The organism is Pseudomonas triticifolii (genome assembly GCF_014358015.1).
Classification (GTDB): Bacteria; Pseudomonadota; Gammaproteobacteria; order Pseudomonadales; family Pseudomonadaceae; genus Aquipseudomonas; species Aquipseudomonas triticifolii.
The window spans coordinates 34,242-55,899 of the sequence record NZ_JACONV010000025.1; the positions used below are offsets into that span (position 1 = coordinate 34,242).

18 protein-coding genes are annotated in these 21,658 nt (G+C 61.4%); 10 read left to right on the forward strand and 8 right to left on the reverse strand.

The window, feature by feature from the left end:
- The first annotated feature begins 28 nt into the window (after positions 1-28).
- Positions 29-1,504 carry a protein adenylyltransferase SelO gene (gene selO, locus H8S56_RS21765; protein ID WP_187519745.1) on the forward strand — a complete coding sequence of 492 codons (1,476 nt, stop codon included), beginning with the start codon at positions 29-31 and terminating at the stop codon, positions 1,502-1,504.
- A 473-nt stretch (positions 1,505-1,977) separates the two neighbouring features.
- On the opposite strand, the gene H8S56_RS21770 is transcribed toward selO, so the two are convergent.
- The 6 genes from H8S56_RS21770 to pilG form a co-directional block, all read right to left on the reverse strand.
- The gene (locus H8S56_RS21770) at positions 1,978-2,466 is read right to left on the reverse strand and encodes a chemotaxis protein CheW (RefSeq protein ID WP_187519746.1); all 489 of its coding nucleotides are present in this window, start codon (positions 2,464-2,466) and stop codon (positions 1,978-1,980) included.
- Complete coding sequence (locus H8S56_RS21775) at positions 2,459-8,434, reverse strand: Hpt domain-containing protein (RefSeq protein WP_187519747.1); 5,976 nt, start codon at positions 8,432-8,434, stop codon at positions 2,459-2,461. The genes H8S56_RS21770 and H8S56_RS21775 overlap by 8 nt, the downstream gene beginning before the upstream one ends.
- Positions 8,435-8,481: 47 nt before the next feature.
- Positions 8,482-10,524, reverse strand: coding sequence for a methyl-accepting chemotaxis protein (locus H8S56_RS21780; protein WP_024685309.1), 2,043 nt, complete (start codon positions 10,522-10,524; stop codon positions 8,482-8,484).
- A gap of 75 nt (positions 10,525-10,599) precedes the next feature.
- Complete coding sequence (locus tag H8S56_RS21785) at positions 10,600-11,139, reverse strand: chemotaxis protein CheW (protein WP_187519748.1); 540 nt, start codon at positions 11,137-11,139, stop codon at positions 10,600-10,602.
- Between the two features lie 14 nt (positions 11,140-11,153).
- On the reverse strand, positions 11,154-11,519 hold the full coding sequence (gene pilH, locus H8S56_RS21790; RefSeq protein ID WP_004884368.1) for a twitching motility response regulator PilH: 366 nt from the start codon (positions 11,517-11,519) through the stop codon (positions 11,154-11,156).
- Positions 11,520-11,566: 47 nt separating this feature from the next.
- The gene (gene pilG, locus H8S56_RS21795; protein WP_024685311.1) at positions 11,567-11,977 is read right to left on the reverse strand and encodes a twitching motility response regulator PilG; all 411 of its coding nucleotides are present in this window, start codon (positions 11,975-11,977) and stop codon (positions 11,567-11,569) included.
- A gap of 244 nt (positions 11,978-12,221) precedes the next feature.
- Between pilG and gshB the strand changes: the two genes are divergently transcribed.
- From gshB to H8S56_RS21830, 7 genes are all read left to right on the forward strand, one after another.
- Positions 12,222-13,181: a glutathione synthase gene (gene gshB, locus H8S56_RS21800; protein WP_024685312.1), complete on the forward strand. Its 960-nt coding sequence runs from the start codon at positions 12,222-12,224 to the stop codon at positions 13,179-13,181.
- Between the two features lie 296 nt (positions 13,182-13,477).
- On the forward strand, positions 13,478-14,380 hold the full coding sequence (locus H8S56_RS21805; RefSeq protein ID WP_024684942.1) for an energy transducer TonB: 903 nt from the start codon (positions 13,478-13,480) through the stop codon (positions 14,378-14,380).
- A 78-nt stretch (positions 14,381-14,458) separates the two neighbouring features.
- A complete protein-coding gene (locus H8S56_RS21810) occupies positions 14,459-15,031 on the forward strand; it encodes a YqgE/AlgH family protein (protein ID WP_187519749.1) in 573 nt (190 codons plus the stop codon).
- The gene (gene ruvX, locus H8S56_RS21815; protein ID WP_024684940.1) at positions 15,031-15,471 is read left to right on the forward strand and encodes a Holliday junction resolvase RuvX; all 441 of its coding nucleotides are present in this window, start codon (positions 15,031-15,033) and stop codon (positions 15,469-15,471) included. Before H8S56_RS21810 ends, ruvX begins: the two co-directional genes overlap by 1 nt.
- A gap of 98 nt (positions 15,472-15,569) precedes the next feature.
- A complete protein-coding gene (gene pyrR, locus H8S56_RS21820; protein ID WP_024695864.1) occupies positions 15,570-16,082 on the forward strand; it encodes a bifunctional pyr operon transcriptional regulator/uracil phosphoribosyltransferase PyrR in 513 nt (170 codons plus the stop codon).
- 12 nt (positions 16,083-16,094) lie between these two features.
- Complete coding sequence (locus H8S56_RS21825; RefSeq protein ID WP_024684938.1) at positions 16,095-17,099, forward strand: aspartate carbamoyltransferase catalytic subunit; 1,005 nt, start codon at positions 16,095-16,097, stop codon at positions 17,097-17,099.
- Positions 17,096-18,373 (forward strand): dihydroorotase, encoded by a 1,278-nt coding sequence (locus H8S56_RS21830; protein WP_024684937.1) that lies wholly within the window; start codon positions 17,096-17,098, stop codon positions 18,371-18,373. Before H8S56_RS21825 ends, H8S56_RS21830 begins: the two co-directional genes overlap by 4 nt.
- A gap of 97 nt (positions 18,374-18,470) precedes the next feature.
- On the opposite strand, the gene H8S56_RS21835 is transcribed toward H8S56_RS21830, so the two are convergent.
- A complete protein-coding gene (locus tag H8S56_RS21835; protein WP_024684936.1) occupies positions 18,471-18,875 on the reverse strand; it encodes an NINE protein in 405 nt (134 codons plus the stop codon).
- 250 nt (positions 18,876-19,125) lie between these two features.
- Here H8S56_RS21835 and H8S56_RS21840 point away from each other — a divergent pair, with 250 nt between their 5' ends.
- Complete coding sequence (locus tag H8S56_RS21840; RefSeq protein WP_187519750.1) at positions 19,126-19,812, forward strand: C40 family peptidase; 687 nt, start codon at positions 19,126-19,128, stop codon at positions 19,810-19,812.
- 62 nt (positions 19,813-19,874) lie between these two features.
- Here the strand turns inward: H8S56_RS21840 and H8S56_RS21845 are convergent, their stop codons facing one another.
- Positions 19,875-20,909 (reverse strand): type IV pilus twitching motility protein PilT, encoded by a 1,035-nt coding sequence (locus tag H8S56_RS21845; protein ID WP_024695861.1) that lies wholly within the window; start codon positions 20,907-20,909, stop codon positions 19,875-19,877.
- Between the two features lie 55 nt (positions 20,910-20,964).
- Here H8S56_RS21845 and H8S56_RS21850 point away from each other — a divergent pair, with 55 nt between their 5' ends.
- Positions 20,965-21,651, forward strand: a complete 687-nt coding sequence (locus tag H8S56_RS21850; protein WP_187519751.1) for a YggS family pyridoxal phosphate-dependent enzyme — start codon at positions 20,965-20,967, stop codon at positions 21,649-21,651.
- The last annotated feature ends 7 nt before the right edge of the window (positions 21,652-21,658 follow it).

Here is a 21,658-nt window from a genome sequence, read left to right on the forward strand (position 1 = left end):
TGCCCTCACACTCTGCTGGAGATGGCCTGTGAAAGCCCTCGACGAACTCGTCTTCGACAACCGCTTCGCCCGCTTGGGCGACGCGTTCTCCACCTCGGTCCTGCCCGAACCCATCGCAGAGCCTCGCCTCGTGGTCGCCAGCACCTCGGCGCTGGCCTTGCTCGACCTCGACCCGAGCCAGGCCGAACTGCCACTTTTTGCAGACATCTTTTCTGGACACAAACTCTGGCAGGAAGCCGAGCCGCGGGCGATGGTGTACTCCGGTCATCAGTTCGGCTCATACAATCCGCGTCTGGGCGATGGCCGTGGCCTGTTGCTGGGCGAGGTTTACAACGACGCAGGCGAGCATTGGGACCTGCACCTCAAGGGTGCCGGGCAAACGCCATATTCGCGCATGGGTGACGGCCGTGCCGTGCTGCGCTCTTCGATCCGCGAGTTTCTGGCCTCCGAAGCGCTACACGCGCTGAACATCCCGAGCAGCCGCGCGGCCTGTGTGATCGGTTCGAGCACCCCAGTGTGGCGCGAAACCGAGGAACGTGCCGCCATGGTGCTGCGTCTTGCCCACAGCCATATACGCTTTGGCAGCCTCGAATACTTCTACTACACCAAGCAGCCTGAGCAGTTGAAGCAGCTGGCCGAACACGTGCTGACGATGCACTACCCGCAGTGCCAGGAACAGCCTGAGCCGTATCTGGCGATGTTCCGGGAAATCGTCGAGCGCAATGCCGAGTTGATCGCGAAGTGGCAAGCCTACGGCTTTTGCCATGGCGTGATGAACACCGACAACATGTCGATTCTGGGCATCACCTTCGACTTTGGCCCGTTCGCGTTTCTGGACGATTTCGACCAGCACTTCGTCTGCAACCATTCCGATCATGAAGGCCGTTACTCTTTCAGCAATCAAGTGCCCATCGCGCAGTGGAACCTCAGCGCGCTGGCCCAGGCCCTGACGCCGTTCATCAGCGTAGATGCGTTACGCGAGACCATCGGGTTGTTCCTGCCGCTTTATCAGGCACATTACCGGGACCTGATGCGCCGTCGCCTCGGCCTGGCTCAGGCAGGCGAGCAGGACGACGAGCAGGACGACGTGCTGATCAGCCGCCTGCTGCAATTGATGCAGAACAGTGGCGTCGATTACACGTTGTTTTTCCGCCGTCTGGGCGATGCCCCGGCCGCCGACGCATTGCAGGCCCTGCGTGACGACTTTGTCGACATAAAAGGCTTCGATAGCTGGGGCGAGACCTACCTGGCGCGCATCGCCCAGGAAGACCCTAGCCCGGAAGATGAGCGCAAAACACGCATGCACGCGGTCAACCCGCTCTACATCCTGCGCAATTACCTGGCGCAAAACGCGATTCAGGCGGCCGAACAGGGCGACTACGAAGAAGTCCGCCGCCTGCACGACGTGCTCTGCACGCCTTTCACCGAACAACCCGGCATGGACCGCTACGCCCAGCGCCCACCGGACTGGGGCAAGCATCTGGAGATCAGCTGTTCGTCGTGACGTGAGCCATGCGCTCGGCTCACTGAGTCCGCAATCCATGCCAAGTGACGCGGAACGTCACGGGAGGCATGCCCACGCGGGGCACGATCAATATCGGGTAATGATCATTCAGACACTCTGCGCTCATCGTTATACACACATCATCCTGCTCTCCAGTAGGGCAGCAGCGCTGCCCTGCTTCTTTTGACGCGGTAGTGCGGACACCACCGATTGCGACTGGGTGAAGGCTGAGTCCTGGCGCTGATTCGGGGGGCAATCGGCAGGGATGCCGATTGAGCCGCACTGGGCCATGGATGGCCCATTTGCGGCGACCCCCGAATCAGTGGCAGGACGAAGGAACCCCGGCGAAGCCGGGGCCGCAACCGGAGCGAAGGAGTTTGCTTACTTTGCTCCGTCAAAGTGAGTCGCCGAGGGGCGAAAAGGTGACGTGAGCCATGCGCTCGGCTCACTGAGTCCGCAATCCGCGTCTGCTTTCAGCCCCGCAGGGATGGATCGGCCAGCCCCGCATCCACCAGCCATTGTTCCAGCCCTTGCAGATCAGGAATACGGGTCACGGTGTCGCCGACCTGTACGGCGGCCAGTTCCAGTTCGGTCAAGGGCACGTCGACGTAGCTCAGTTGGCTGTCGACCTTGCAGGAGCGCGGGATGCCTTGGGTCAGCAGTGCAATGAACCTGACGTCATGGCGTCCGCCCAGCGCATTGAGCACAACGATACGCGCTCGCCCGCCTACGCGCGTACGGCCACCGCAGGCCGCTTCGAAGCTGAGCAGCGGCAAGGTCCGTTCGCGCCAGCTGATCGGACCCAGGTACCACTCAGGCGCGCCCGGTTCGGCGCTGCAGTCCTGGTAATCGATCAACTCGGCAACGGCGACGTTGGGCAGCAGCAGGTGACGATCACTCAACGGCAGGATCAACCCGGTCAGGCTGGTCAGCCGCTGGGTCTGGAACGAACTTTCAGACATGAACCTGGCTCCAGTGCGCGATGCTGTCGAGCAGCACATTTTCCTGATACGGCTTGCTCAGGTATTCGTTGACGCCAAGGGCCATGGCCCGGTCGCGGTGTTTCTTGCCGGAGCGGGAGGTGATCATGATGATCGGCAGATCCTTGAGCTGCTCGTCGCGGCGGATCTGGCTCGCCACTTCAAAGCCGTCCATGCGCGGCATTTCGATGTCCAGCAACAGGATGTCCGGCGTGTGTTCCTGCAGCAGGGTCATGGCATCGACACCGTCCTTGGCGGTCAGCACATGCATGCCATGACGCTCCAGCAACCGGCCCGTGACCTTGCGCACGGTGACCGAGTCGTCCACCACCATGACCAGTAGCGGCCTGCTGTGCTCGACCTCTGCCGATGTCGCCACTGACCCGACACCCGAACGAGCGCTCTGTAACCGTCCCTGCAAGGTGCGGATCTGCGCCATCAGGTCGAGGATCAGCACCACATGACCATCACCCAGAATGGTTGCACCGGAGATGCCCTGAACCCTGGAGAACTGTGCGCCGAGGTGCTTGACGACAATTTCCCGCGACCCGGCCAGCGCATCCACCTGCACCGCCACCCACTGGTCCTGCAGATGCACCAGCAGCACCGGCAGCGGCTGCAACTGGCCGATGAGCCTTGGCGGGCTGTTGTCGATCAGCTCACCCAGGTAGCGCAACTCGTAGCTGCGTCCGCCGTATTGATAGCGCGGCGGGCTGGCCTGGTAATACGCGTCCAGTTCGTTTGGCATGACGCGCACGATGCCGTCCACGGTGTTGAGCGGCACGGCGTACTGTTCTTCGCCACAGGTCACCATCAACGCACGGTTGACCGAGACCGAGAACGGCAGGCGAATCCTGAATCGTGTGCCTTTGCCCGGCACCGAATCGATCACCATCGACCCGCCCAGTTGCTTGACCTCGGCGTGCACCACGTCCATGCCGACGCCACGCCCGGAGATCTGGGTGATGATTTCGGTGGTGGAAAAACCGGCCTGCAGGATGAACGGCAGGATTTCATGATCGGCAAGGTCAGCGTCCGGATGAATCATGCCGCGCTTGATCGCCTTGCGCCGCACGGCCGCCAGATCAACACCGGAGCCGTCATCGCTGAGCTCGATCACGATATCGCCGCCCTCGTGCATCAGCTCAAGGTTGATATGACCCTCCTCGGGCTTACCGACGGCCAGGCGCTTCTCTGTGCTTTCAAGGCCATGATCGACGGCGTTGCGCAGCATGTGTTCCAGCGGCGCAACCATTCGCTCCAGCACGTTTCGGTCCATTTCACCGTCAGCATTGCCGACATCGAACTGCACCTTCTTGTCCAGTTGAGTCGCCACCTGACGCACCACCCGGCGCAGGCGCGGGACCATGCGTTCGAACGGCACCATGCGCGTGCGCATCAGGCCTTCCTGCAAACGGGTGTTGACCCGTGCCTGTTGCGACAACAGCATTTCTGCGTCATGCGCCCGGGCCGACAGGGTTTCCTTGAGGTCCATCAAGTCGGACGCCGATTCGAACAGCGATCGCGAGAGCTGTTGCAGTTGCGAATGGCGGTCCATCTCCAGCGGATCGAAATCTTCGTAGCCCAGCCGCTCCGCCTGAGCCTGATCGCGACTCAGAATCCGGCCTTGAGTCTCGATATCGAGGCGACGCAACTGATCGCGCATCCGCTCGATCGTGGTCTCCATCTCGGTCAGCGTCACCTGGGTGTCGAGCACTTCCTGCTCAAGCCGCCCGCGAAATATCGACGTCTCACCCGCCAGATTGACCAGGTCCTCCAACTGCTCGGCCGGCACCTTGATCGTTTCGGGCACATTGCGCTCGGACTCGGCATCCACACCAGGCGCGACCATGGCGGGCACCGGCTCTGGCGGACGGGCAACCGGCGTACGGTCTGTCGGCTCCAGGCTGGCGAGCTTTTGAATGCTCTCGATCAGCAGGGCCGCATCAGGCATCGGCTTTTCGGTGCGCGCCGCATCAAGCATGTCAGCCAGCACATCGTGGCCGCTTTGCAGCAGGCTCATCATCAGCGGGTCAGGCTGCATGGTGCCACTCGACAGCCCTTCGTAAAGGGTTTCAAGCTCATGCGCGAGGTCGCCGATAGGCGTGATTTCGACCATTCGCGCCCCGCCCTTGAGCGTGTGCAGGTCGCGCAGCAGGTTTTCGACTTCCAGGGTGTTCTGCGGATCGGCTTGCCAGCGAGCGAGCGACGTGCCTGAGCTTTCGAGCAGGTCGAACCCTTCCTCCAGAAAGATCTCCAGCAGCTCAGTGTCACGCTCTTGCAGCTCATCAGGTTGCGCGGCCGGCGCAAGCGACTCTGGCTCGGCTGTCTCGCCGGTGCGACAACGGATCAGCGCCTCGATCAGCGAGGAGGGATCACTGAGTGCCTCTTGCCGATACAACTGATCAAGCATGATCGCCAGTTCATCGTGGCTCTGGAGCAGCAGCCCGGCCAGTGGCGGCGAGTGGCTGAAACGCCGGTCGATCAAGCCTTCGTAGAGGTTTTCCAGTTCATGGGCCAGGTCGCCGACTTCAGCGACCTCAGCCATCCGCGCCCCTCCCTTGAGGGTGTGCAGATCACGCTGCAGCGACGACAGCGGCAAGGGGTTGTCCGGTTCGTCCAGCCAGCGCTGCAGGGCTTGCCCGGCGCTGTCGAGGATATCGACCGCTTCTTCGAGGAATATCTCGACGATCTCGTCGTCCAGGCTGGCCGCTTCAGATCGTACAGCCTCGGCCTGCGAGGCTTCGTGCGCCAGTTGTTCGGTGGCGGCATTGAGTTCCGTGACGCTCAGCGTGCGATGGCCATCGCTTTTCACCAGCCCGGTCGCAGCAGGATCGAGCGCCTGATCAAGCAGCTCGTGCAAAGCCTTCACGCATTCGGGACGAGGCTCGACATCCTGCCCCGCCGCCACCTGATCAAGCATGTTGATCAAGGCTTCGTGTGCGTGTTCGGCATCATCGAAAAAGCGCTCGCTGACGGCCAGGCTGCTTTCTTCCACTGCGCCATACAGGTCGAGCAAGGCTTCGCACAGCTCATCGACCTGCGGCAGGTCGGCCAGGTGAGCGCCGTGGCCCAGCGTGGTCAGCTCGTCGAGCAGCGCGCTGAGTTCCTGACGCTCGCCGGGGTGCTCGCGCCAGCGTCGCAGCAGGTTTTCCGCGTCCAGCACGATGTCCATGCCTTCGGCGAGGAAGCTGGCGATCAACTGAGGATTACGCTTGATGCGCAGGCCGTTGTCCGACTCGCGCAACGCCGACGTCAGCCGGTCATTGAGCAGCGCATAAGCGGATTCGATCAAGGCAGGCGCGCCCGGAATCGGCGCAAGCGGCTGACTGTCCAGTTGTTCAAGGCCTTTGAGCAGCAGCGGTTCGGCACTGCGCAGCAAGCGAATTTCAGGCGAGCCGATGGCGATCAGGTTGGCCTTGTACTCGCGCACCAGTTGGTCCAGCGGGCTGGCCAGTTCGGCTATCGGTAACACGCCCGCCATGTGCGCGCTGCCCTTGAGCGTATGCAACGCGCGCAGCAGGCTGTCGCTGATCGATGGCGAGGCCGATTGCTCGGCGCTCTCAAGAAAACGGTTCAGGGTATTCAAGTGACCGAACGCTTCCTGGCGGAAGATCTCCAACAACTGTGGATCAATGACTTCGACCTCTGTCGGCTCCACCGGCAGTGCGAGAGGTTCCAGGCCGTTGGCCAATGCATGCGCGCGCGCGGCCAGCAGATCAACGTCGTTGCGTTGACGCTGGGCACCTTCGGCAAAATCCCTGATGACCAGCGGCAACAGCGCCAGCACTTCATGCGTCAGTTGCCGGGCTTCCAGACCCGGCAGTACGTCGCCTTCCAGAATCCGGTTCAGCAGGTTTTCAACCGACCAGGCCAACTCGCTCAGGATCAGCGCACGCACCATCCGCCCGCTGCCCTTGAGCGTGTGGAACGCACGACGCACTTCGGTCAGCGCAGCGACATCCACTTGATTACCCGCCGCCAGCGAGCTCAGCCACCTGGGCAAATACTCTCGCAGCGCATCCAGCACTTCCTCGGCTTCTTCGAGGAAGACTTCACGCAGTTCATCGTCCACGGCGTCCTCACCGGAGGGCGGTGGCAACAGGCTCGTCGGGGCATGGCGAGCAGGCGGATTCACAGCTGATACCGGGCTTGCCAGCACTTGAGCGATGGTCTGCGTCGGGCTGACCAGCGCCTTGCGGTCATCCAGCGCCAGCAATTCATCCTGGGTGATCACTTCGTCGAGCAGCGGCACCTCCAGCGTATCCGGCGCAGGTGCGTAGCCCAGCCGCGCCAGACTCTGCTGCGCCAGATCGAGGATCTGGTCACCCGGCGCTTCATGGTCTTCGCCCATGCGCTCCAGGTAGTATTCGACGCCGGTGAGGGTATCCGCCAGGCAGTCGAGACGGCCCGCATCGGGGCGCGTCTCGTCCACCAGCAGGTGCTCCTGAATGTATTCGTTGCACGCCGCCAGCAGACTGGCCGCACGCGCCAGCGGGATCATGGCCAGCGCGCCGCGCACCTGAACCAGCAGGGCGCACAACGGGTCGAGGCGTCGCCGGTCCCACTCGCCGTCGATGGACTCCAGAATCACGTCCTTGGCCTGTTGCAGCACCGTGCGTGCTTCACGAATCACCAACTGGTGAATCTGGATCAGGTCGGTGGTCGGCAAGCGGCTTTCTTCACGACTGGCCTGCTCGGTGTTGCCCGCCATGCCTGCCAGCGTCGATTCGACGTAGAGCAACGCCCCCGCGACGTCCATCAACGCGGCATCGCTGGGCTCGCGCTGCCCTTGTGCCAGCCCCAGCACCACGGACAACTGATCAATGATCACCTTGCGCGGCTGACCGAAACCCAGCACTGCGAGGGTGTCGGCGATCTGTCGCAACGGCGGCAGCAGTGCGTTCAGTTCGCTGACATGCTGACGGTCGCCGCGCACGAACACGTCCAGCCGCTCCTTGACCCGCACCAGCCCTTCGCACAGGGCCTCGATGACCGAACGCATGGCGTCGCGATCCGGGCCGGTCATACGGGCGCGCTCTTCATTAACCACGTCGTTGCCGGGCAGTGCGTCGTCCAGTGCGTACTGATCCTTCAGGTCGAGCATCTTTGGCGCCAGGCTGTCGGATTTGGCGATGTAGAACAGCAGGCTTTTCAACAACTCTTCGGGCGCTGGCTGATTGATGCCCTCAACGCCCTGCTCGACCAGACGCTTGAGTTCTTTGTCGGCATCCTTCAGCAGGCTGCGCAGCGCCGGGCTGTTGGTGAAGTTGCCGTTGAGCATGGTTTCGACCAGCGCCGTGGAAATCCGCCAGAGCGGCCCGAGCGGCGCGTCTTCGCAGAGCTGTTCGAGCCTGGCGAAGACCTTGGCCATGAAGCCGAGCTGGGTTTTAACGCCCTGCTCGCGCATCAGGCCCGCCAAGGCCGCCTGCAAGGTCTGGCGCAATTTGCGCAACAGGCCGGGCAGCTCGGGCGTGTTGCGCCGGGCGAGTTCTTCCTTGTCCAGCGCGGGCACGACCACCAGTTGCGGGGCGAACAGACTGGTTTCCGACAGCAGGCTTTCGCCACGGGCGCTGCGCAGGTCGTTGAGTAACGGCAGGACCACCAGCGGCAGATCACGGCGCGCCGAATGAATGCGCTCCAGGTAGATCGGCAACTGAGTCATGGCCTGAATCAACAGCTGCTCGGACTCGACCGGATGGCTGACGCGATGCTGCTGCACCGCCAGCACCAGTTGCTCGATTTCCTCGGCCAGCAGCGCCGCGCCGTAGAACTCGATCATCTGCAGGCTGCCATGCACCTGATGCACAAGGTTCAGGCACTCGGCCATCGCCGCTGTGTTCGCGGGGTCTTCGATGAACTCATCCAGCGCGTGACGTGCCTGCGTGAGGGTCTGGGCGATTTCGCCCTTGAGCCACTCCAGCGCCACGTAGTCGTGACGATCAGCCATGACGAATACCGCCCTTTACCCGATCCAGATCGTTCATGGGGTGAACATCATCCGATTTTTTTCGATGGCGGCAAGGTGAAGCCCGACACGGAACGGCGCATTTCGCTGGCCATCTTCGCCAGGTTGCCAATGCTTTCAGCCGTTGCCGAGGTGCCCGAGGTGGTTTGCGACGTAGTCTGCTGAATCACGCTCATGGTCTGGGAAATCTGTCCGGCCGACGCGGCCTGTTGCCGCGCCGCGTCGGTGATACTTTCGATCAGTTCGGCCAGCACTCTGGACACCCCTTCGATCTCTTCGAGCGCAACGCCTGCATCCTGCGCCAGCCGCGCACCACGCACCACTTCGCTGGTGGTCTGCTCCATGGAGATGACCGCCTCGTTGGTGTCGTTCTGAATGGCCCGCACCAGCGTTTCGATCTGCTTGGTGGCCGACGACGACCGCTCGGCCAGACGCTGCACCTCGTCCGCCACCACCGCAAAACCGCGTCCGGCATCACCTGCCATGGACGCCTGAATGGCCGCGTTGAGGGCCAGAATGTTGGTCTGGTCGGCAATGTCATCGATCAGACTGACAATGTCGCCAATTTCCTGCGAAGACTCGCCCAAACGCTTGATGCGCTTGGACGTGTCCTGAATCTGCTCGCGGATATTGTCCATGCCACGAATGGTGTTATGCACCACCTCGTTGCCCTTGTTGGCGATGGTCACCGAGCGCTCGGCCACCGAGGAGGATTCCGAAGCATTGGCGGAGACCTGATCAATGGACGCGGCCATGTCGTTGATCGACGTCGAGGCTGCGCTGATCTGCAGCGCCTGATGTTCGGACGCCGCCGACAGTTGCATGGCCGTGGCCTGGGTTTCGGTGACCGCCGAGGCGACCTGCTCGGCCGTGAGGTTGATCGTGACCACCAGCTCGCGCAGTTGATCAATGGAGTAGTTGATGGAGTCGGCAATCGCGCCGGTGAAATCCTCGGTGACCGACGCGGTAACGGTCAGGTCGCCATCGGCCAGGTTCTCGATTTCATCGAGCAGGCGCATGATCGCGTTCTGGTTACGCTCGCTCTTCTGCGCCGTTTCGCGCAACTGGCGGTTGGTCTCGCGGACCATCACCAGACCGATCAGGATGATCGACATCAGCGCCAGCAGCCCCAGCACGTAACCGCCCACGGTATTGACCGTGCGCCGGTTAGCCAGGTTTTCCAGGCTGTTGGCCAGCACCGAAGTCTCGTCCAGTAGCGTCTGCGAGGTGTTGAAAATATTGCCGGACGCCTCCCGCACCCGGTACAGCTCAGGCGACGTTTCGAGAATCTCGTCCACCGAACCGGACACGAACTCGAACAGCTCGGCAATTTCGGCCAGTCGCGCCCGCGCATCCCGGTCCTCGACCTGGGTGATGCGCAAGGTCGCGTTACCTTCCAGCATGCCATTGAGCACGCGCCCGAACTGGCTGGCGTCGCGACCAAACGCATCGGCAGCCTGCACAGCCGTTTCGTCACCGGCCAGCACGGTGTTGACCGAACCCAGAATCCGCTCGGCCAGCAGGGCCTGACGCTGGGCGACCACCACCTGGGTCGCAGGCGCTTTGCTTTGCAGAAGAATCTCGACGACCTTTTCGTACTCGGCCTGTAACTGTGGAATAGTCTCGGCCAGGGTCGCGGCCACCTGATGCAGCGACAGGACGGTCTGTTCGCTGGCCAGAATCACGTCGGTGTTCTTGCGCAGCGCTTCCCAGTCGTTCTGCACGTTGCGCAACTCGTCACGTATCGACGACGGCGCAGCAGGCAGGCTGGTGTTGGGGTCGCCCTTTCTGAGGTAACCCCAGCGCAGGTCGAAGTCGTTACGCGCATCGGCCAGTAGCTTGAAAGCCTGGGCCTTACCCGACGCCGCTTCGGTGGCGTTTTTCGCGATGCGCTGGGACAGCACACGCAATTCCCCGGCATGTCCGATGTACTGCTTGTCGTAATTGGACTGCGTATTGAGGTAAGCGAAGTTGGCGAACAGCAACATGATGAAAACGATCAGCGCAAAGAACAGCACCATAATTTGCGTGCGGCTTCGAGCGCCTTCCAGTGATCTGCCTGTCTTACCCATTAATCAGGCCCCCGCCTGGACCAACTGCGATTCGTGATACACAACAGACCGGTCAATACCGGGCCAACAGCTTTTCTACAACGCCACATCCATGAAATCTGCCGACTGCACCAGCCCCCAGGGACTGAACACCAGCCAAGCCTGCTCCCGAATGAACTGCCCGCGCAGAAACGGCGCAACACGCGGATCGGGCGTGCCCTGCGCCTCGGAGATCAGACTCATCTGGCTGAAATGCTGCATGCCGAAAACCTCATCCACCAGCAGGCCCGTCAACATATCCTGATGTTCCACCACCAACACACGCCGCTGTTTGCGCACTGCTGAGAGCTCATGACCGAAGAACCCGCACAGGTCCATGAGCGGCAGCAACCGCCCGCGAAGATTGGCGACGCCCAACACCCAGGGTTTGACGCCATGCAGCGCGGCATAACGAGGCTCATGGAGGATTTCGGCGATTTCGCCGATAGGTGCCACAAAACGCTGATCGCCCATCCGAAAACCGATGCCGCTCCATTCCTGCTGATGGGTTTCCTGCAGCGGCAAACCGGCCGCCAGCGAACGGCAGCGCCGATCGATGTCCAGAAGCATTTCAAACGCTGTGCGTGGCTCGGCCATGATGATTCCGGCAATCAGCCGGCCAGCACCGCATTCAGGGTTTTCATCAGGGTGTCTTCATCCACCGGCTTGGTCAGATAATCCCGAGCACCCTGGCGCTTGCCCCAGACCTTGTCGGTTTCCTGATCCTTGGTGGTGATCATGATCACCGGAATCATCGCGGTGTCAGCGTCCTTGGTCAGCTGGCGCGTTGCCTGAAAACCGTTGAGGCCCGGCATCACGATGTCCATCAATACCGCATCGGGCTTTTCCTGACGGGCCAACGCCACGCCGTCTGCGCCGTTCTCAGCCTTGAGCACCTCGTGGCCATGCTTTTCCAGCATGCCGGTGAGTTTGTACATTTCTGTCGGCGAGTCATCGACGATCAATATTCGAGCCATGGGTGTTCCCCGTCAGGTTGCGAGCACGCGTTCAATGGGCGCGGGCGTCACGGTATATGTTGTTCTGCTGCAACGAAGCTCGGCACATGAGCCTTGATCGCGCTGAGCAGTTCTTCCTTGCTGAAAGGCTTGGTCAAAAACTGATCAGAACCTACGATTCGTCCTTTGGCCTTGTCGAACAGCCCGTCCTTGGAGGACAGCATAATGACAGGTGTGGACTTGAAGGCACGGTTGTTCTTGATCAGGGCGCAGGTCTGATAGCCGTCCAGGCGCGGCATCATGATATCGACGAATATGATGCGCGGGTGGTTATCGGCAATCTTGGCCAGGGCGTCGAAACCGTCCACCGCCGTGATGACGTCACATCCTGCGTTTTTCAGCAGCGTTTCGGCGGTGCGGCGGATGGTCTTCGAGTCATCGATGACCATGACTTTCAGGGCTGTGGGGTGTTGTTCCATATCTGCTCTTCCATCGCCGCAGCGAATTTTTGCGCGTTCTGCAAAGCACTGGGAGCCTGATGGTATGGCTTTAAGGATCCGTCAGGATCCTGGACCGGATGCCGAGTCTTTTTAGCACACTCTCTGTGCTCAAGCCATAAAGTGCGCGACCGCATGCCTACCCCTTGACCCAGCGCACTCGGAGCGCCACCCTGACGCCAATTTCACGGCCGTATCGGCCCTTATCGATCAGAGGATATTGCCCATGAGCGTTCGCCTAGGGATTGTCATGGACCCCATTGAGCACATCTCCTATAAAAAGGACAGCTCGCTGGCCATGCTGCTGGCGGCACAGGCGCGCGGCTGGACACTGTTCTATATGGAGCAGAAGGACCTTTACCAGAACGCAGGTCAGGCGCGTGCGCGCATGAAGCCGCTCAAGGTGTTCGCAGATCCAGGCAAATGGTTCGAATTCGAGGCTGAAGTCGATGCTGGCCTGGACGATCTGGACGTGATCCTGATGCGCAAGGATCCACCGTTCGACATGGAATTCGTCTACGCCACCTACCTGCTGGAGCAGGCCGAGCGTGCCGGCGTGCTGGTGGTGAACAAGCCGCAGAGCCTGCGTGACTGCAACGAAAAGCTGTTCGCCACGCTGTTCCCGCAATGCACCCCGCCGACCCTGGTGAGCCGTCGCGCCGACATCATCCGCGAGTTCGCCGAGCAACACGGCGACGTGATCCTCAAACCGCTGGATGGCATGGGCGGCGCGTCGATCTTTCGCCATCGCGCAGGCGACCCCAATCTGTCAGTGATCCTCGAAACCCTGACTGCACATGGCACCCAGCAGATCATGGCGCAAGGTTATCTGCCCGCCATCAAGGACGGCGACAAACGCATCCTGATGGTTGATGGCGAGCCTGTTCCATACTGCCTGGCACGCATTCCGGCGGCGGGCGAAACCCGTGGCAACCTCGCCGCTGGCGGCCGAGGCGAAGCGCGTCCGCTGAGTGACAAGGACCGCTGGATCGCCGAGCAGATCGGCCCGACGCTGCGTGAGAAAGGTCTGCTGTTCGTGGGTCTGGACGTGATCGGCGAGCACCTGACCGAAATCAACGTCACCAGCCCGACCTGCATCCGCGAAATCGACAACGCGTTTGGCACCGACATTGGCGGCCTGTTGATGGATGCAATCGAGAAGAAACTGCAGGCGCGCGCTGCCTGATCAGCTGGCTTCACGGCGCACGGTTGTGCAGTTCACCTGCTGTGGGAGGGGGCTTGCCCGCGATGAACGATAATGCGGTTCTCCTGATGTACCGCGTCGTCTGCATCGCCGGCAAGCCGCCTCCCACGGCCCAGTGTTTGCCGCAGGACGTGACACAATGACTGCCGGGCATATCGGGCACTAGACTTCCCTTCGTCCGATCCGGACCAGAGCTTCAACGCACATTGCGTTATCATGCGCCACCTGTAACACGACACGGACTTTGACATGCAGGCTGACGAGATGCTGAACCGCCAATGACATCAATGGCCAGAAACGACCTCCCTCTGGAGCTCGCCAACATCGGTGTACGTCCGGCTGATCGACTGGGTTTCACCCTGCTGATCGCCGCGCTGATCCATTTGGCGGTAATCCTTGGCGTGGGCTTTACCTATGTAAAGCCTGAACAGATCTCACAAACGCTGGAAATCACCCTTGCCACCTTCAAGAGCGAAGAGAAGCCCAAACAGGCAGACTTTCTCGCCCAGGACGACCAGCAGGGCAGCGGTACGTTAGACAAGGCCGAAACGCTCAAGACCACAGAAATCGCGCCCTATCAGGACACCAAGGTCAACAAGGTGACGCCGCCTCCGGCCAGCAAGCCGGTGGTTAGGCAGGAAGCGCCGAAGACCGCCGTTGCCACCACTGCGCCCAGCCCTCAGAAAACCGTCGCCAAGCGTGAAGAGGTCAAACCCGAGCCCACCGCCAAGGCCGCGCCGTCCTTCGACAGCTCGCAGTTGAGCAACGAAATTGCCAGCCTCGAGGCTGAACTGTCCGCCGAGCAGCAGCTGTATGCCAAGCGTCCGAAGATCCATCGCCTGAACGCAGCCTCGACCATGCGTGACAAGGGTGCGTGGTACAAGGATGACTGGCGCAAGAAAGTCGAGCGGGTCGGCAACCTGAATTACCCGGAAGAAGCGCGCCGCAAGCAGATCTACGGAAACTTGCGACTGCTGGTATCGATCAACCGCGACGGCTCGCTGTACGAAGTCCTGGTGCTGGAATCCTCCGGACAGCCGCTGCTGGACCAGGCCGCGCAGCGAATCGTGCGCCTGGCTGCGCCATTTGCGCCGTTCACCGGCGATCTGGCAGACATTGATCGACTGGAGATTATCCGCACCTGGAAATTCGCCCGCGGCGACAAGCTTTCCAGTAACTGATCCTTTATTTGCCGATACTGCCGACACACGTATAACTGACAGTTGTCAGGCACGCGGCTCAACGCCACACTAGGGCTCATGAAAAAAGTCTCTCCGAGTTACCTCAAGCATCAGTTCTTGATCGCCATGCCGCACATGCACGACGAGAACTTCTCGCAGACCTTGACTTATATCGTCGAGCACAACGCCAATGGCGCAATGGGACTGGTGATCAACCGCCCGCAAAGCCTGACCCTGGCCGACGTGCTCGAACAATTGCGACCGGAGCTTCCAGCCCCGGTGCGCTGCCAGCAGATTCCCATTCATTCCGGCGGTCCGGTACAGCCAGACCGCGGCTTCGTGCTGCACCCCAGCGGTCAGACCTTTCAGGCGACCGTCGACCTGCCGGGCGGCATCTCGCTTTCCACCTCTCAGGACGTGCTGTTCTCGATTGCCGACGGCTATGGCCCCGATCAAAACGTGATCACCCTGGGCTATGCAGGCTGGGACGCAGGCCAATTGGATGCCGAGATGGCCGCCAACGCCTGGCTGACCTGCTCGTTCGACCCGACCATCCTGTTCGACGTGGACAGTGAGCTGCGCCTCGATGCGGCGGCCGCACGACTGGGGGTTAATCTCAGCCTTCTCTCGACTCAGGCGGGACACGCCTGATGGCTGCATTGCGCCTGCTGCTGGGGTTTGATTTCGGCACCAAACAGATCGGCGTCGCGGTCGGCCAGGCCATTACCGGCCAGGCACGCGAGCTGTGCACACTCAAAGCGCAGAACGGCATCCCGGACTGGGACAAGGTTCAGGCGCTGATCAAGGAATGGCAACCCGATGCCATCGTGGTCGGCCTGCCGCTGAACATGGACGGCACGCGCAGCAACATGAGCGACCTGGCCGAGAAATTTTCGCGCAAGCTCAATGGTCGTTTCGGCGTGACGGTGTATACCCACGATGAACGCCTGACCACCTTCGAAGCCAAGGGCGAACGCATGGCCCGGGGCGGCCAGAAAGGCAGTTACCGCGACAACCCGGTCGACGCCATTGCCGCCGCCCTCCTGCTGCAAGGCTGGCTCGATGAGAACGCTGCGCTGTTGAATGCGTGACTTTTTGTGTCCGCATAGCTTCGAGATACCCGGATTCCACGTTTACGCCTGAGCCGCGCCGCATGGACGGACGCTGCCCGAGCCCTCAAGGAGCAACCATGAGCCTGCCAAACCCCGCCGAACTGATTCGTCAGATGGCCACTGACCTGAACGCTCACCTGAGCAAGCGCGGCATCAGCGACCCTCGCTTCATCGGTATCCGCACCGGCGGCGTGTGGGTTGCACAGGCGCTGCTCAAGGCGCTCGACAAGCCCGACCCGCTCGGCACGCTGGATGTGTCCTTCTACCGCGACGACTTCAGCCAGAATGGCCTGCACCCACAGGTGCGCCCGTCGGAGCTGCCGTTCGAGATCGAAGGCCAGCATCTGGTGCTGATCGACGACGTGCTGATGAGCGGCCGCACCATTCGCGCCGCCCTTAATGAGCTGTTCGATTACGGTCGCCCGGCCAGTGTCACGCTGGTCTGCCTGCTGGACCTGGACGCTGGCGAATTGCCGATCAGCCCTGATGTAGTGGGCGCGACGCTGTCTCTGGCGCCACAGGCACGCATCAAACTGTCCGGCCCCGAGCCACTTGCGCTTGAACTTCAAGACCTCTCTACCGCCCTCTAAGAGTCCTTTGCGATGACGCCTCTCGACGCCAAGCGCCCGCTGCAGCTCAACCACCAGGGTCAGCTGCGCCATTTTCTGTCTCTGGACGGCTTGCCTCGCGAGCTGCTCACCGAAATTCTCGACACTGCCGACTCGTTTCTCGAAGTCGGTGCCCGGGCGGTGAAAAAAGTCCCGCTGCTAAGGGGCAAGACGGTGTGTAACGTGTTCTTCGAGAACTCGACCCGCACGCGGACCACCTTCGAACTGGCCGCCCAGCGCCTGTCAGCTGACGTGATCACGCTGAACGTTTCGACCTCCTCCACCAGCAAGGGCGAGACGCTGTTCGACACCCTGCGCAACCTTGAGGCCATGGCCGCCGACATGTTCGTCGTGCGCCACGCCGACTCGGGTGCTGCGCATTTCATCGCCGAGCATGTGTGCCCGGAGGTGGCGATCATCAATGGCGGCGACGGCCGTCATGCGCACCCGACCCAGGGCATGCTCGACATGCTGACGATCCGTCGTCATAAAGGCGGTTTCGAGAACCTCTCGGTGGCCATCGTCGGCGACATCCTGCACTCGCGCGTGGCGCGCTCCAACATGCTGGCGCTCAAGGCGCTGGGCTGTCCGGACATCCGCGTGATCGGGCCGAAAACCCTGCTGCCGGTCGGCATCGAGCAATACGGGGTGAAGGTCTACACCGACCTGAACGAAGGTTTGAAAGACGTGGACGTGGTCATCATGCTGCGCCTGCAACGCGAACGCATGACCGGCGGCCTGCTGCCCAGTGAAGGCGAGTTCTACCGCCTGTTCGGCCTGACCACTGCACGTCTGGCCGTCGCAAAACCCGACGCTATCGTCATGCATCCCGGCCCGATCAATCGTGGCGTGGAAATCGAGTCGGCAGTGGCCGACGGGGCTCATTCGGTGATTCTCAATCAGGTGACATACGGCATCGCCGTGCGCATGGCCGTGCTGTCCATGGCCATGAGCGGACAGACCGCACAACGACAGTTCGAGCAGGAGAACGCCCAGTGAAGCTCAGTATTCTCGGCGCTCGCGTCATCGACCCGGTCAGCGGACTGGATCAAGTTACCGATCTGCACATCGAGGCGAGCAAGGTGCTGGCAATCGGCGCGGCACCGGCCGGTTTCGAAGCGGGCCAGACCATCGACGCCACAGGCCTTGTCGCCGCGCCCGGCCTGGTCGACCTCAATGTCTCTCTGTGCGAGCCGGGTTACAGCCGCAAAGGCAGTATCGCCAGCGAAACCCGCGCGGCAACCGCAGGCGGCGTGACCAGCGTGTGCTGCCCGCCGCGCACCAAACCGGTGCTGGACACCTCGGCGGTCGCCGAGCTGATTCTGGACCGCGCCCGCGAAGCCGGTTTCAGCAAGGTGTTTCCTGTCGGCGCACTGAGCAAAGGCCTGGACGGCGAGCAACTGGCCGAACTGATCGCCCTGCGCGATGCGGGCTGCGTGGCGTTCGGCAACGGGCTGAGCAGCTTCAACAACACCCGCACACTATGCCGGGCGCTGGAATACGCGGCCACCTTTGACCTGACCGTAATTTTCAATTCGCAGGATCGTGACCTGGCCGAAGGCGGACTGGCGCACGAAGGTCCGACGGCCAGCTTCCTCGGGCTGGCGGGTATTCCGGAGACCGCTGAAACGGTGGCTCTGGCACGCGACCTGTTGCTGGTGGAGCAAACTGGCGTGCGTGCGCACTTCAGCCAGTTGACCAGCGCTCGCGGCGCGGCGTTGATCGCCCAGGCGCAGGCACGCGGACTGCCGGTGACGGCGGATGTGGCGCTGTATCAATTGATCCTGACGGATGAGGCGTTGATCGACTTCTCCAGCCTGTACCACGTTCAGCCGCCGCTGCGCACCCGCGCCGACCGCGATGGCCTGCGTGAGGCGGTGAAGTCCGGGGTGATTCAAGCCATCTCCAGCCACCACCAGCCCCATGAGCGCGATGCCAAGCTGGCACCGTTTGGGGCCACCGAGCCTGGCATCAGCAGCGTGGAGTTGTTGCTGCCGCTGGCCATGACGCTGGTCGAAGACGGCCTGCTGGACCTCCCCACCCTGCTCGCACGCCTGAGCAGCGGCCCGGCTGCCGCCCTACGCCTGCCTGCTGGCAAGCTGAGCGCCGGTGCGCCCGCCGACATCGTCCTGTTCGACCCGGCGGCGTCCACACTTGCCGGCGAAACCTGGCTGTCCAAAGGTGAAAACTGCCCCTTCATCGGCCACTGCCTGCCAGGCTCGGTGCGCTACACGCTGGTGGACGGACGGATCAGCTATAGCCGAGAGGCGTGATTCAGCCCCGAGCGGGCGCTGACCGAGTCTGCACGGGGAATGCCGTTACGCTTGATTCAGCGCGCGCTCGCGCCTCCCGCAATGGTTTTGCCGAGCTTTAGCCGCGCTGTGCATTCTTCATGGATATCTGGTCATTGAGCGTCCAGAAGTCATACAGGATGCCGATCAGGAACAGCCCGCCGGTCAGCAGGTAGATGATCCCGGTTATCCACTTGCCCTGATACATGCGATGCACGCCGAACAGACCGAGGAAAGTCAGCAGCACCCAGGCCACGCTGTAGTCGGTGGAGCCAGGAGTGAAACGCAGGTCGGCCTGACGATCCATGGACGGGATCAGGAACAGGTCGATCAGCCAGCCGATGCCGAACAGGCCGAAGGTGAAGAACCAGATCGTCCCGGTGACCGGCTTGCCGTAGTAGAAACGGTGCGCGCCCAGAAACCCCAGAATCCACAACAGATACCCCATGACCTTGCTGTGCGTGTCGGAGCGATAGCCGTTCATTTGTAACCTCTTTAAGCCAATAGAAAAAAATAAATAACAATTTTGTGACTTCGCTGTCGTCTTCCGACGTATGGCATCAAGCCTGTTACAGCACCGTCAAACCCTTGTCGCCAAAGGAATTACGGCGAAAAGGGAAAGAGTCTGTCGCACATTTTGCAATGATGCCACTGTGACGCACTCGACAAAGGGGGTCAGATTTTTCGAAAAAGCTGTTATAAAGTTGCGCGCTGACCACTATGAGCCCTGCCGAATGCGTCCTTTTTTCAAGACATGGCTAACCATTTGCCTATTTATGCCACTGGCCGCCCACGCCACCAATCGTGAGCAACAGCTTCCTGCGAGCTTCTCGGGTTACACCGCAAAAAGCCACTTTTCGCCCGCGATCGCAACGCGCACTGCGCCTCAGGAAGCCACTGTCGTCCCTCATGCTACGCGAGACTCCCGTGCCGTTCAGACGCCGGTTTCGCGAAAGAATTCAGCCAAGGCCGTCAACGCGCAAGCGCTGGCTGCAGGCAATGCCAAGCAGGGAAACGCCGTTGTGAAACGCGCGCTGCAGGCAGTGGGTACACCCTATCGCTGGGGCGGCACCACGCCTGGCAAGGGTCTGGATTGCAGCGGTCTGGTGAAGTACGCCTACACCGACGTACGTGAAGTCGACCTGCCCCGCACGTCCAACGCCATGGCCCAGGGCCACGGGCAGACAGTGGACCGCAAGGATTTGAAGCCAGGTGATCTGCTGTTCTTCAACATCAAGAGCCGCAACATCAACCATGTGGCGATCTACCTGGGCGACAACAAGTTCGTTCACGCCCCACGCCGTGGCAAGGCTGTCACCGTCGATACGCTGAAAAAGCCGTACTGGAACAGCCATTACAAGATTGCCAAACGCGTTCTGCCGAAACAGGCCACGCCACAAATGCGGGTCGTGCAGCGCTGATTCACCCAGGCCTGCCATCGTGCAGGCCTGATTCTCCCCTTCTTTTCTCCCTTGCCAAACCGTCAGAAGTTGTCGGGTATCTTGGCGCGCTCGCGAGCGGCGTCTCGCGTGATCACCCCTTTCTTGAGCAGGTCGGCCAGGCACATGTCCAGCGTCTGCATGCCCAGCGAACCGCCGGTTTGCATGGCCGAATACATCTGCGCCACCTTGTCCTCGCGGATCAGGTTACGAATCGCGGGTGTGCCCATCATGATTTCGTGTGCCGCTACGCGCCCGCCGCCCACTTTCTTGAGCAGTGACTGCGACACCACTGCATGCAGGGACTCGGACAACATCGAGCGAATCATGGATTTTTCCTGAGCAGGAAACACGTCCACGACACGGTCGATGGTCTTGGCCGCCGAGGTGGTGTGCAAGGTGCCGAACACCAGGTGACCGGTCTCGGCCGCCGTCAGCGCAAGGCGAATGGTTTCCAGGTCGCGCAGCTCGCCGACCATGATCACATCCGGGTCCTCACGCAGAGCCGACCGCAAGGCTTCCGAGAAGCCGAGTGTATCGCGATGCACTTCACGTTGGTTGACCAGGCACTTCTTGGAGTCGTGAACGAATTCGATCGGGTCTTCGATGGTCAGGATGTGGTGGTGCTTGTTGCAGTTGAGGTAGTCGATCATCGCCGCCAGCGTTGTCGACTTGCCTGACCCGGTCGGGCCGGTCACCAGCACCAGGCCGCGGGGCACGTCTGTAATCTTGCGAAACACACTGCCCATGCCCAGGTCTTCCATGCTCAGGATCCTGGAGGGAATGGTTCGAAATACCGCGCCTGCACCCCGGTTCTGGTTGAAGGCATTGACCCGAAAACGTGCCACACCGGGCACCTCGAACGAAAAGTCAGTCTCCAGGTACTCCTCGAAGTCCTGACGCTGCTTGTCATTCATGATGTCGTAGATCAGCGCCTTGGTTTCCTTCGCGTCGAGCGGGGGCAGGTTGATCCGCCGCACATCGCCGTCGACCCGAATCATCGGAGGAAGGCCTGCAGAGAGGTGCAAGTCCGACGCGCCCTGTTTGGCACTGAAGGCCAGCAGCTCGGTAATATCCATACAGCTCCTCAATCACATAGAATGCCGCAGACTTTAGCCCTGCTGGCGCAAATCAATGTCCACGATAGCATCGAACATTTCAACGCTCGAACAGCGAATTCGTACAGCGACCGTTGAGGCCCAGCGCGACCCGGCCTCGGTGGGTCTGCTGGCGGTGAGCAAAACCAAGCCTTCCAGCGACCTGCGTGAAGCCTATGCTGCCGGTTTGCGCGACTTTGGCGAAAACTATTTGCAGGAAGCCCTGAGCAAACAGGCTGAATTGGCCGACCTGCCCTTGTGCTGGCACTTCATTGGCCCCATTCAATCGAACAAGACGCGTGCAATCGCCGAACACTTCGCCTGGGTACATTCCGTGGATCGCCTGAAAATCGCTCAACGCCTCTCCGAGCAACGTCCTGAAGGCATGGAACCGCTCAATATCTGCATTCAGGTCAATGTCAGCGGCGAGACCAGCAAATCCGGCTGCACGCCAGAGGACCTGCCTGCACTGGCAAGCGCCATCAGCGCCCTGCCGCGCTTGAAGCTGCGAGGCCTGATGGCGATTCCCGAGCCGACTGAAGACCGCGATGAGCAGCAGGCCGCGTTCGCAGCTGTACGCACGCTGCAGGAGCAACTGGGCCTGCCACTCGACACACTCTCCATGGGCATGAGCCACGACCTGGAAGCCGCCATCGCGCAAGGCGCAACCTGGGTCAGGGTCGGCACCGCTCTGTTTGGCGCCCGCGACTACGGCCAGACCTAACTTTCCA

What these genes read in the sequence shown, in the direction of transcription:
- pilG (WP_024685311.1), bottom strand. Translation starts at nt 11,977, where the DNA reads ATGGAACAACACCCCACAGCCCTGAAAGTCATGGTCATCGATGACTCG.
- H8S56_RS21780 (WP_024685309.1), bottom strand. Translation starts at nt 10,524, where the DNA reads ATGGGTAAGACAGGCAGATCACTGGAAGGCGCTCGAAGCCGCACGCAA.
- pilH (WP_004884368.1), bottom strand. Translation starts at nt 11,519, where the DNA reads ATGGCTCGAATATTGATCGTCGATGACTCGCCGACAGAAATGTACAAA.
- H8S56_RS21845 (WP_024695861.1), bottom strand. Translation starts at nt 20,909, where the DNA reads ATGGATATTACCGAGCTGCTGGCCTTCAGTGCCAAACAGGGCGCGTCG.
- H8S56_RS21810 (WP_187519749.1), top strand. Translation starts at nt 14,459, where the DNA reads ATGAAAAAAGTCTCTCCGAGTTACCTCAAGCATCAGTTCTTGATCGCC.
- pyrR (WP_024695864.1), top strand. Translation starts at nt 15,570, where the DNA reads ATGAGCCTGCCAAACCCCGCCGAACTGATTCGTCAGATGGCCACTGAC.
- H8S56_RS21825 (WP_024684938.1), top strand. Translation starts at nt 16,095, where the DNA reads ATGACGCCTCTCGACGCCAAGCGCCCGCTGCAGCTCAACCACCAGGGT.
- H8S56_RS21770 (WP_187519746.1), bottom strand. Translation starts at nt 2,466, where the DNA reads ATGTCTGAAAGTTCGTTCCAGACCCAGCGGCTGACCAGCCTGACCGGG.
- H8S56_RS21840 (WP_187519750.1), top strand. Translation starts at nt 19,126, where the DNA reads ATGCGTCCTTTTTTCAAGACATGGCTAACCATTTGCCTATTTATGCCA.
- ruvX (WP_024684940.1), top strand. Translation starts at nt 15,031, where the DNA reads ATGGCTGCATTGCGCCTGCTGCTGGGGTTTGATTTCGGCACCAAACAG.
- H8S56_RS21805 (WP_024684942.1), top strand. Translation starts at nt 13,478, where the DNA reads ATGACATCAATGGCCAGAAACGACCTCCCTCTGGAGCTCGCCAACATC.
- H8S56_RS21775 (WP_187519747.1), bottom strand. Translation starts at nt 8,434, where the DNA reads ATGGCTGATCGTCACGACTACGTGGCGCTGGAGTGGCTCAAGGGCGAA.
- H8S56_RS21785 (WP_187519748.1), bottom strand. Translation starts at nt 11,139, where the DNA reads ATGGCCGAGCCACGCACAGCGTTTGAAATGCTTCTGGACATCGATCGG.
- gshB (WP_024685312.1), top strand. Translation starts at nt 12,222, where the DNA reads ATGAGCGTTCGCCTAGGGATTGTCATGGACCCCATTGAGCACATCTCC.
- H8S56_RS21835 (WP_024684936.1), bottom strand. Translation starts at nt 18,875, where the DNA reads ATGAACGGCTATCGCTCCGACACGCACAGCAAGGTCATGGGGTATCTG.
- H8S56_RS21850 (WP_187519751.1), top strand. Translation starts at nt 20,965, where the DNA reads ATGTCCACGATAGCATCGAACATTTCAACGCTCGAACAGCGAATTCGT.